General features: G+C 51.9%; 9 protein-coding genes. 5 read left to right on the top strand and 4 right to left on the bottom strand.

Going from position 1 to position 10,432, the window contains the following annotated elements; genetic code table 11:
• Positions 1-196 precede the first annotated feature (196 nt).
• The 5 genes from HMPREF0178_RS02015 to HMPREF0178_RS01995 all read left to right on the top strand — a co-directional run bounded on the left by HMPREF0178_RS02015 (position 197) and on the right by HMPREF0178_RS01995 (position 5,250).
• Positions 197-799 carry a hypothetical protein gene (locus HMPREF0178_RS02015; protein WP_009378604.1) on the top strand — a complete coding sequence of 201 codons (603 nt, stop codon included), beginning with the start codon at positions 197-199 and terminating at the stop codon, positions 797-799.
• A gap of 160 nt (positions 800-959) precedes the next feature.
• Complete coding sequence (locus HMPREF0178_RS02010) at positions 960-2,489, top strand: DUF4942 domain-containing protein (RefSeq protein WP_009378603.1); 1,530 nt, start codon at positions 960-962, stop codon at positions 2,487-2,489.
• Positions 2,490-2,633: 144 nt separating this feature from the next.
• Positions 2,634-2,891, top strand: coding sequence for a hypothetical protein (locus HMPREF0178_RS02005; protein WP_009378602.1), 258 nt, complete (start codon positions 2,634-2,636; stop codon positions 2,889-2,891).
• A 426-nt stretch (positions 2,892-3,317) separates the two neighbouring features.
• On the top strand, positions 3,318-3,971 hold the full coding sequence (locus tag HMPREF0178_RS02000; protein WP_009378601.1) for a hypothetical protein: 654 nt from the start codon (positions 3,318-3,320) through the stop codon (positions 3,969-3,971).
• A gap of 190 nt (positions 3,972-4,161) precedes the next feature.
• Positions 4,162-5,250 carry an endonuclease NucS domain-containing protein gene (locus HMPREF0178_RS01995; protein WP_009378600.1) on the top strand — a complete coding sequence of 363 codons (1,089 nt, stop codon included), beginning with the start codon at positions 4,162-4,164 and terminating at the stop codon, positions 5,248-5,250.
• Positions 5,251-5,537: 287 nt separating this feature from the next.
• Here the strand turns inward: HMPREF0178_RS01995 and HMPREF0178_RS21875 are convergent, their stop codons facing one another.
• From HMPREF0178_RS21875 to HMPREF0178_RS21870, 4 genes are all read right to left on the bottom strand, one after another.
• Positions 5,538-5,984, bottom strand: a complete 447-nt coding sequence (locus HMPREF0178_RS21875; protein ID WP_198134971.1) for a hypothetical protein — start codon at positions 5,982-5,984, stop codon at positions 5,538-5,540.
• Between the two features lie 38 nt (positions 5,985-6,022).
• A complete protein-coding gene (locus tag HMPREF0178_RS01990) occupies positions 6,023-8,167 on the bottom strand; it encodes a DEAD/DEAH box helicase (RefSeq protein WP_009378598.1) in 2,145 nt (714 codons plus the stop codon).
• Between the two features lie 11 nt (positions 8,168-8,178).
• Positions 8,179-9,933 (bottom strand): site-specific DNA-methyltransferase, encoded by a 1,755-nt coding sequence (locus tag HMPREF0178_RS01985; RefSeq protein WP_009378597.1) that lies wholly within the window; start codon positions 9,931-9,933, stop codon positions 8,179-8,181.
• Between the two features lie 206 nt (positions 9,934-10,139).
• Positions 10,140-10,432 (bottom strand): hypothetical protein (locus tag HMPREF0178_RS21870; protein ID WP_009378596.1); only part of this gene is annotated, 293 nt, incomplete at its 5' end.

Raw genomic sequence — 10,432 nt, 5'->3', positions numbered from 1 at the left:
CAGTCCCATTAGGTTCCCAGTGTGACTGAAAGGCTCCAGAGGGGCCACCACCTTCGATTGACATAATGTTCCATCCGGACCAAGCGCCCGTGATGTTAGGAATCCCCGGCGCGTTGTACCCGCCCGCGTTCCCGCTCCCCGACCAAGCTCGGAAAGACTTTTATCAATAAAAAACCATTAACCATAGGAGATAGTTATGACCATTCCTCAACTTCATATGTATGATTTGAAGACTGGTGAGTACACTGGCAGCCGTGATGCCACTCAGCGTCCGAATGGCGAGTATATTCTTGAGGCGACTGGCGCGACGCCCGTTGCTTTACCTGCCGACATTCCTGCGGGACACATTGCCCGCTGGACCGGAGATGCATGGGAGACGGTGGAAGACCATCGCCAGCACATGGACGAGCGTGGCCGCAAGGAAGGCGGGACGCAGTACTGGCTTCCCGGCGATACGTGGCGTTCCGAGCCCCGGTATACTGAGGAGCTTGGCCCGCTTCCTGACGATGCGCTCCTGACGAAGCCGGAGCGTCCGCTTGATGAGTACAAAGCCGACAAGCGGCGTGAGGTTGCTGCGGGCTATACTGCGGCGCTGACGGCAACCCTGACCATGCCTGCGGCAAACCCTTCCGCCGTGGAAGTGGCGACGGAGGCGGCCCTCCTTGCCGCTGGTGACGCCGCCGGGCTTGAATACGTGCAAAGCATCCTGAGCGCCCGGCGTGACGAGCTGTTCGCGCTTGTTGACGGCGCGGCCAGCCGTGAGGATCTGGAGCGGATAGAGATCGCCTATCCCGCTTGAGTCTTGTTTGCTCTTCGTCGTGCTTCCCCGGAAATCCCTTTGGGATAACCGGGGATTTTTATATAACATGCTGAAAATTAAGTATTTTTGTTGACAAACGGGGCTCGCATGGTATCTTTTTATCAAGTAATTCAAACAGGTTACTTTAAAAGGAGCCAACATGTACAACGCCTCGTTTTATCCCACGCCGCCCAAAGTGGCGGAGAAGATGCTTGCCAAGGCCGGCAAGCTCTCTGGACGCTCGATTCTCGAACCCTCGGCGGGGAAGGGCGACCTTGCCGACGCCGCCGTGGGGAAGCTGGAGTGCTATTACCACACCCGCTGCCGTGAGCTGGTGCACTGCATCGAGATCGAGCCGGAGTTGCAGGCCGCGATCCGGGGCAAGGGCTATCCGCTGGTGGGCACGGATTTCCTCACGTTCTGGCCGGACGAAAAGTATGACTTCATCCTCATGAACCCGCCCTTCGCCAACGGCGATGCGCACTTGCTCCATGCGTGGGAAATCCTCGACCACGGGGACATCGTGTGCCTGCTCAACGAGCAGACGCTCCTGAGCCCCTGCACGGCGAACCGGAAGTTGCTGGCCACGGTCATCGAGGCGCACGGCGAGGTGGAGCACCTCGGAAGTTGCTTTGCGGAGGATGCCTTCCGAAAGACGCAGGTGCGCGTCTCGCTTGTGCATCTGCACAAGAAGCGGGAGGAGCCGAAGTTTTCCTTTGAGGTCGGCTCCGATGAAGAGGGGACTGCCGTTTTCAGCGACGGTTCCCGGTTCGAGAGTGAAGTGGCGACGCGGGACACCGTGGGGAACCTCGTGGCGCAGTACGGACGTTGCCGGGAGCTGTTCGTCCAGATCGCGCATCTGGCGCAGGAGCTTGCCCACTACGCCGGGCCGCTCGGCACGGACGGCGGGGAAACGGTCGGGGAAACGCTCAAGGAACTGATGCGGCAAAAGCCGACCCGCAGGGCGCAGGAGGATGCGTACAACCGCTTCGTCCGGTCATTGAAAAAGAGCGCATGGCGGGAGGTCCTGCGCCTGACCGATGTGAGGAATCTGGCGTCCCACGGTGTCCAGAAGGAACTCGACAGGCTCCTGGAGAGCAACGAGCGCATGGCGTTTTCCGAAGAGAACGTCTATGCGCTCGTCGAGTCCATTTTCCTGAATCGTGGGGCCATATTGCAGCAATGCGTGGTCGAGGCCTTCGACATCATGACCCGCTACTACGACGAGAACCGCGTCCACGTCGAGGGATGGAAGACCAACGATGCGTGGCGCGTGAACCGGCGCGTCGTCCTGCCTCGCGTCGCTGACGTATGGTACGGCGGGGACGGGCACCTGACCTACGGGGATACCCGGCAGAATTTGAACGACATCGACCGGGCGATGGCCTTTCTGGAGGGCAAGAAACTGGAATCCGTGCCGCGCACGACAGTGTGGGCACTGGAGGCGCACTTCAAGGAATGCGGCCCCGACTTCTCAGGCGTCCTGTTCGAGAGCACCTACTTCGAGATGCGCTGCTACAAAAAAGGGACGCTGCATATGTACTTCAAAGATAAGGAGCTTTGGGAACGGTTCAACCTGACCGCCGCGCGCGGCAAGAACTGGCTCCCGGACGATGTGAAGGCACGGGAGCGTGAGGAGCGCGACCGGAACAGGCGGGCCGACCAGTACGGACTCCCGCTTTCCGCCTGACCGAAGGCCCCGCCGAAACGCGGGGCTTTTTTTATGTATTTTATTGAAAAAACAGGCTTTTTCTCTTTACAACCGAAGGTACTATGGTACTAATAATTCATGCGATTTCAACAACTTAAACAATTTAACCCAAAGGAAGACAACATGAACAACGCCACTCTCGAAACCATGACCGCCGAACGTGATTCCCTCCGCGCCGCCTTCATCCGCTACATCGCCCTTGACCAGTTCATTGGCTGCGGGTGCAACCCCGACGACTTCGACGCCCACTTTGAAAACATGCAGGACGCCCTGCGCGGCGGAGCGATGGAAGAAACCATCAGGACGCTTTCCTCCTCCATCGAAGACGTTGTGTTCGACGTACTGAACGAGTGCGAAACCTTCCAGACCGAAGCCGAGTAACTGAAACGGCCCCCGTGCCACCGGGGGCCAAACCTTCAACCCAAAGGAGCCAAGTCATGTCAGTCATCTCTTTCCGCCAGTCGTTCCGAGTCGGCCAGCGCGTGTGGGCCAAGTTCGCAAAATTGAACAAGAACAACACCCTCTCAGAATACTATGCGGAGTGTTCGAGGCTCGGTAGTTGGGACTGGAACGGGACTACCTTGCAGCTGACTGCTTTGCCCACGATGAGTGAAGGTGAAGAAGCTCCTCCTTGTATATCTTCCCTACGATCTGGAGTGGGACGTCGAGGCATAATAGAGGAAGAGGTTCCGCGAAAAGAAGGGGCCCGAAAGGCTGGCCTAGCTTGTTCAAGGGAGATAATCATCCACTATAGGAAAATACATACTTTGGATGTATATTGGAGAAACAGGAGAAAAGGAGGGGCAGATGAAGGTACATTACAAGCAGCAACACGACAACTCGTGCGGCGCAGCTTGTCTGCTTTGCGCCGCCATTGAATTGGGGATCACGGAGATTCCTGAGAGTCCTCATTACATGTTGACACTTGGCGGAAGGGCTCTTGAAGCGACGACAACATGCGAAACCGCCTTGTATCAGATCATTACTGGACAAGGGGATAACATTCGAACGGAGAGCTGGGGGTATGGGATGCCCTCCGGCATAGTGCGTTGTGCTCGGTTTTTGGGGCTTGATGTAACTGTTTACGGGTTCAATACTTGGACTATCAAAGGGCTTTCTTGGAGCTATGCACAAGAATTGCAGACAATTCAAGACCTCGGCGTATTGTTAAGGGTTGATGCGCCAAGAACCAATTTGACTCTACAACCCGACGAGCGGGAATTAAGAGTGCTCTTGGGGCGGAGTTTGTGTCCTCTCACCATCGGGGCTTTGCATTATGTCATGGTTCGTGATGATGGCAGCACAATGGAACCGGGTTACGGAGAAGAACATCCCAGCGTGGAGTTAGCCAAGAAACGTATTGCCATGCACGGAACAGGTTTGTCCATTGTGGTAAGTAAAAGAGGATCTACACAATCTTCGTCCTCTTCCGTTCAGAGTCTTTATGCTCCCTCGGTATAGGTGCGGGTGGAGGGCACGGTCGGCTTTGACGGCGACCGTGAAACTGTGTCAAAGGATAGGAGGGACTATCCAAAGAGGGGAGGCGAAAGTCTCCCCCAAACAACCTTCGGGCGTTTCTCGGAAATTGTATACCGATGGAGAACGTTGTTAGGGATTCCCCTCATCAAGTGGACGAATCATTGGAGGGATTATGCCCATTGAAATCGGAATTTGGCGTGTAGAGCAAACGCCGCAGGCTATCGTACCTTCCATGCTGGATGCGGAGAGCCGCCTTGAGCAATGGCTGGTTGACGATATTTCCCTTATCGCTCCGAATCTGCTGGTTATTGGGAGGCAGGTGAGAACGCCTTTTGGCGGAATCATTGACATTTTAGCTATGGACGCCAACGGAGATTTGACCGTGCTGGAGTTGAAGCGCGACAGGACTCCACGCGAAGTGGTAGCGCAACTACTCGACTATGCTTCATGGGTGAACACGTTGTCGGAAGAAAAAGTCGGGGAAATTTTTCAGAAATTCCAATCGGATCGCGGCGTTTTCCCGACCGTTTCCATAGATGATGCCTACAAGTCACGTTTTTCGGCCACTGCCTTGCCTGAAACTCTGAATGAAAATCATCAGCTCATCATCGTTGCCTCCGAGTTAGACGAGAGCACTGAGCGGATCGTCACTTACCTTTCTGAGACGCATAACGTCCAGATCAACGCGATTTTTTTCCGCTTTTTCAAAGATGGTGACCGTGAATATCTGACGAGGGCGTGGTTCCGCGATCCCGCAGGTGTAGACCTGTCGGAAACGAGGGGGAACGTCCGTGAACAGTGGAATGGAGAGTATTACGGTTCGTTTGGAGGAGGGCGGGATTGGGAATGCGCCCGCAAGTACGGTTATTTCGCTGCAGGAGGAGGAACATGGTACAGCCGTACCCTGGCTCTGCTGGAACCGGGAGCCAGACTTTGGGTAAACAACCCCGCACATGGCTATGTAGGCGTCGGCACGGTGATGGAAAGCAGGGTGAAAGCAGACGAGTTCATGGTGCAGGCAGCGCATGGCGCGGTGCCTATCACGGAACAACCTGACTGTGATCCGGAGATCAAAGAAGCTTTGAGTGATGCCAATCTTGCCAACTACCTCGTCCGTGTTGAATGGACGCATAGTGTTCCTTTGTCACAGGCTGTGAGAGAACGGGGCTTTTTCGGCAACCAGAACTCGGTGTGCCAACCCAGAGCCTCGAAGTGGGAATATACTGTGAATAGATTGAAGGAAGTCTGGAATATTTCTTGATACGAGAGGTAGGATGTGGAAAAGCCGGGATTCGTCCCGGCTCTTTTTACCACAGTCTGGTGTCTCGGCGGGGCCGCTTCACGAACGTACACCGAAGCTCTCGGCGGAAACGCCGTGCTCCCATCCGATATTATAAGTCAACACGAGGGAACCCGGTCGTGCAGACAAAAAGGGCGACAAGCGTATTGTCGCTTGCCGCCACAAAAAAAGTAGAGTTCCTAATAAATTGAAGATACCATTAAGTCTTGCATCTCCTAGAAACGCTATTCCAGACAGCTTTGAGTTTTTTAAAGCTCTTTCAGTATTTCTATGAAACTATTCAAGGTAAGGGCTCCTTCCAGCGGAGGTTGCCCGTCATCAAAGACCATATAATACCGATACTGTGAACCTGCTGCTTTTTCCCATGCCCGACCAAGCTCTAATTTAAGCCTTGAATCCTCGTTTTTGAGAAAATGCCCTTTGGCCTCTACGAGAATCTGCCTACCGCTTTTCGTCATAATGATGAGATCAGGGTAGTGGTTGATGTATCCATTAATGCGAAACCCATGTTTGGCAATATTGCGATGCCACCATTTGATATTAGGAACTCCAGTGATTTCTTTGACAATTTCCCATTCCAGACCGTTCATGGCCTCTTCTGCCTGATACAGAGATTTTCCAAGAGAAGAGGTACTGCTTGTCGGAGATATAGAGGGGGGTAACTTCCATGATGGCTTGCAGATAATTTTTTCCATCTCCAAACATTTCTTAAATTCTTCCTTGAAGTGAACGATCAAAAGGCTTTCAATCTTGTTTTTATTTTTTCAGCATGCCTCAAAGGTGCCTTTTCCAATGCAGCGACTTGAGAGGCATTCATATCATCAACAATGCGTTTTATGTAGTCACGGAGTTCTTTAGAAGAAACAATATTCAACTTGTTAATGAGATTATAGATAATATCCTTACAATGCTTTACTTTGTTTTCAGGAGGCAGTGTATGGAAATATTTTTTAAAGTAATTTTGATCATCGTTGGAAAGTTTGAATACTTTGGGAACACCGTTTGCGTCACGTACATCTATGCTGGCAATGTCATCATCAACTCCAGAAAAATCAATATCATATGCCTTGCCTTTGAGCGTAAAATCCTTGGCAAGCTGGTCGCGTTCCAATAATGCGAATTCGCCATGAGTAAAAAGGCTGCGCGGTACTTTGTAGAAAAATTGTGGAATAGCAATCTGAGGGGCCTCTTCAGCATATTCGGCATTCATGGGGTATGTTGTCATTTTTTCTTTCACTTCCAAGGGAACATCGGCTAGCTGACCTTCGTTTTCCGCCTTTGCCACAGCCTGTTCATAGTCTTGCCCGGTTTCTGTGGCACGCTTGAGCATGGTATCCGCCCCGCTCATAGTTTGCCCGTCAGATGCGTCTAGAGTACGCCGTTCCGCGATGGCACGTTGAAGCTCCTGTGGATTGACATTTAAAACATCGTCATCCGCATCCGTAGATGTTGACGCATTCGTTGGAAGCGGTAACAAAATCGGCGTTGGCACATCGGGCGGAAGGACTGCTTCCGAAGCGACACGGCACTCTCTCTTGCTGAAACCGGCGCTATTCAGCCCCTTGATAATCGCATCAAGCGTCGTTCTGAAATCATTCGAGGATGTCAGAACATACGACATGTTTAGTGTCTGCTCATCGTTTTTCCGCGTATATGGCAACCGAAGAATACGCCCCAGAATCTGCTCCACATCCACGCGGCTTGTACGATTGGCAAGTGATGCCAATATGTAGGCAAAGGGGCAATCCCATCCTTCTTTCAACGCATTGACGGTGATGATGTACCGGACAGGGCAGGAATCGGACAGAAGGTCAACGTTCTTCAGTTCGTTTGTCTCTGCTGTTTTGATGGCAATATGTTCAGCGGGTATACCCGCTTCCACAAGCTTGCAGCGCAACTTCTCAAAGGTTGTACTATCTTCTTTTCCCCGTGGTTGCGCCTGAAAAAGCACAATGGGACGGATGGCGTTCCCCGTTTTGGTGCGTTCCATGTCCGCCAGCTCTTCCAGTTTGCGGCGCAGATCGATGGCGTCGGCAACTACGTCAGTCTGACTTTTCTGATTGTAAACGATGACCGGCAACTTCACCATGTTTTCACGTTTGAGCTGCACAGCATCCACAAATGAGATGATATTGCTTTCCTTTCTGGGAGTGGCCGTCAAATCCAGCACAAAGCACGGATTAAAATTTTTCAGCATTTCAAGGCTCAAATCCGTGCGGGCATGGTGACTTTCATCCACGATAACGAGCGGATTGAGCTGATTGATGATTTGGAACAGAGCGGATTCGTCCGCTTTTTCAATGGGCATTTCAGGTTTGCCCAAGGCTTTGGAAAAAGATGTGAGGGAACTGTTTTCCTGATAGGCTTTTAATCCTTCTTTGCCTTTGCTCCGAAAGGAATCATATGACAGCACCATGACGGAGAGCTGTTCCATGACGGTTGTGAGATTAAAATTTTGACCGCTGAGCAGTTCCTGCTTGCTGTAGACTTCCACACGACCACCGAAGTCCACATCAAGTTTTTGTCGATAGGGATGGCGGGGATTTTTTAATGCTTGCAAGGTCTGTTCAAGGATGGAGTCGGATGGCACCAACCAGACCACGACCTTTGCCTTGAGCGATGGAAGCGTATCAAAGACAGGCCGAACGGCGTTGCAAGCCAGAAAGGTTTTGCCACCGCCAGTGGGCACCTTGAAACAGAGATTGGGAACACCCGGCAAAAGATTCTGATAATCTGGCAAGCTGTCCGGACCGAGTGGAACTCCTTTTTCCCGCCAAAACGTGCGGTAGGCGGTGACAAAATTGCCGGTTGTTCTCAGCAGTTCCAGATAGCGTGACAAATCCGCAATGACTCGTTTTTGGTATTTTTTCAGTTCCATGCGGAGGCTCCTTACAGTCTGGCGATGTCACGCGGGATTTTTTTGAAGACGATATTCAGGTCTGTCAGCTGTTCTTCACTCAGGGCACAGCGGTCGGCATAGATAACAGTGCCGTCTGCCTTGCCGGAAAGGGTGGTCAAAAAATCGTAATCCAGTACGGTGACGGTTTCTGGTTCATAGTAAAAATAATAGTCCACATGGTTGTTGGAACCAAGATAAAAAGGATTATCGTTTGGCACTGAAACGAAGGGCCTTTTTGTCTCCATGAACCAGACATATTCACGAATTTTTTCTACGCCCACAGCCTCGTTGAGGTGTTCCGCATCCAGCAGAAGGGGTTCGCCCAGCTCGTAAAAGCTGAAGTCGCCGCCCGTGCCCTCTACAGCGTTCTTTCCCTCTCCGTAGCCAGAAATGACACGCTTTACCCGTTCCGCTGTAGTCGTGTCGGCATAGTCTTCCATCTCCACAAGGATAAACGTGCGGTTGCCGCCGTCCTGCTTGTTCATGTTCAACACGGCGTGAGCTGTGGTGCCAGAACCTGCGAAGGAATCAAGGATGATGGAGTCTTTGTCTGAGGCAATCTGGAGTATCCGTTCTATGAGGCGTGTCGGCTTCGGGGTATCGAAAGGGACCCGCCCGCCAAAAATAGCCATAAGTCCTTTTTTGGCTTCGTCGGTATGGCCCACTTCGGAGTAGGGCCACAAATTGGTGGGAAGTCGTCCGCCAACATTCTCAAGATAGGTCTTTCGTGCTATACCGCCCTTTCCACCTTTGGTGAAGAAGAAACGTGGCCATTGCCCGCGTTCGTACACGGCTTTGGCCTGAGTGGCAGATCGCTCCAGCGAATCTGAAAGGACGATAGCAAACACGTCTGGTCGAACTTCGTTCTCCCGTATGCCGCAAACTGCGGCACGTTTTTTTGTGTCATGCAAATCACGGAGTTCATAGTCACACCAGCCACGCATGATTTCAAGCATATCTTTTTGTTGGTAACGCCAGCAGGCTCCAGTACTTGGATAGATCATTTTCCCCGTAAAAGGATGCTGAATGGCGTAAACCATACCTTGGTGAGTAGCGGCTCCGGGGGCAAAAGGGTTATCGTTTCTCCAGAGCTGGATATCATTATCAGGATTTTTATATTTCGAATTCATAGCCTCCGTGCGTGGCAGCTTGCGAGGGCTCCAGTCAGGTAGTTTACTGTAGGCAAGCATACTTTCAACTTCATTGACTATTCCCTTTGAGTCATTGCGTGTGGAATAGGTACGTTGCCATGAAATATTAGAAACAAAGCACCTTCTTCCAAATATTTCATCACAGGCAAGTTTAAGATTAGCCTGTTCATTGTCATCAATGCTGATAAAAATCGCACCATCATCTGCCAACAACTTGTGTAATAGTTTCAAGCGTGGGTACATCATGCATAACCACTTGTCATGGCGGGACAGGTCCTCCCCCTCTTTGCCGACGACCTCACCAAGCCATTTTTTCATTTTCGGATCGTTGACGTTGTCATTGTAACACCAGCCTTCATTGCCGGTATTATAGGGAGGATCAATATAGATGCATTTCACCCGGCCTTCATAGCGGGGCAAAAGAGCTTTAAGGGCTTCCAGGTTATCGCCGTGGATAATCATGTTTTCACTGCCATTGTCTTCTTCATGATGACCGGCAGCATCAAAACTGTAGCTCCGCTCCAAAACCCGGAATGGCACGTTTTGATGGTGATTCATCACTTTGTCTTTTCCTGTCCATTCCAAAGTCGGCATGAACCATTCTCCTCACGCGGTTGAATCGAATATAAAAATGAAGGCATTTCTCAGTTTTTACTGTAACGCCCCAAAATGACAACGCCGCTGGGAACGCTTGTCACATGTCCGGCTGGTGCTGCAGGTTAAAAACTATCCCGGCGAATCTCGGTCACTATCACGTCGAACAACAGGATATAATAGGCGAAAGGTGGTTGGCAAACACTTTACTCTTCCAACACAGCCTCGATCCGCCGGCGCAGTTCGGCTGCTTTGCGGGCATTGCCTCGGGCGTAGGTCCGGCCCATCTGCCACAGTTCGCCAATGGCATCTTTGAGTCGGGTCGGGATGTCCTCACGCCGCATGGCCTGCCGCTGGAGCGTTTTGATCCTGTCGCGCCATTCCTTGCCCGGATTCTCGCTGCCGCCCCCATAGACGCACCGCCGGAATATCTCTGAGTCCTTGAATCCGTCGAAGTCGTCCAGAAGGTCGCTTATGGCCTCCCGGACGGCTTCCGTGG

The sequence above is a fragment of the Bilophila sp. 4_1_30 genome, from assembly GCF_000224655.1.
In the GTDB taxonomy this organism is placed as follows: domain Bacteria; phylum Desulfobacterota; class Desulfovibrionia; order Desulfovibrionales; family Desulfovibrionaceae; genus Bilophila; species Bilophila wadsworthia.
This window is presented reverse-complemented; position numbering and strand designations above follow the sequence as displayed.

What these genes read in the sequence shown, in the direction of transcription:
- HMPREF0178_RS02015 (WP_009378604.1), top strand. Translation starts at nt 197, where the DNA reads ATGACCATTCCTCAACTTCATATGTATGATTTGAAGACTGGTGAGTAC.
- HMPREF0178_RS01990 (WP_009378598.1), bottom strand. Translation starts at nt 8,167, where the DNA reads ATGGAACTGAAAAAATACCAAAAACGAGTCATTGCGGATTTGTCACGC.
- HMPREF0178_RS21875 (WP_198134971.1), bottom strand. Translation starts at nt 5,984, where the DNA reads ATGGAAAAAATTATCTGCAAGCCATCATGGAAGTTACCCCCCTCTATA.
- HMPREF0178_RS01995 (WP_009378600.1), top strand. Translation starts at nt 4,162, where the DNA reads ATGCCCATTGAAATCGGAATTTGGCGTGTAGAGCAAACGCCGCAGGCT.
- HMPREF0178_RS01985 (WP_009378597.1), bottom strand. Translation starts at nt 9,933, where the DNA reads ATGCCGACTTTGGAATGGACAGGAAAAGACAAAGTGATGAATCACCAT.
- HMPREF0178_RS02005 (WP_009378602.1), top strand. Translation starts at nt 2,634, where the DNA reads ATGAACAACGCCACTCTCGAAACCATGACCGCCGAACGTGATTCCCTC.
- HMPREF0178_RS02010 (WP_009378603.1), top strand. Translation starts at nt 960, where the DNA reads ATGTACAACGCCTCGTTTTATCCCACGCCGCCCAAAGTGGCGGAGAAG.
- HMPREF0178_RS02000 (WP_009378601.1), top strand. Translation starts at nt 3,318, where the DNA reads ATGAAGGTACATTACAAGCAGCAACACGACAACTCGTGCGGCGCAGCT.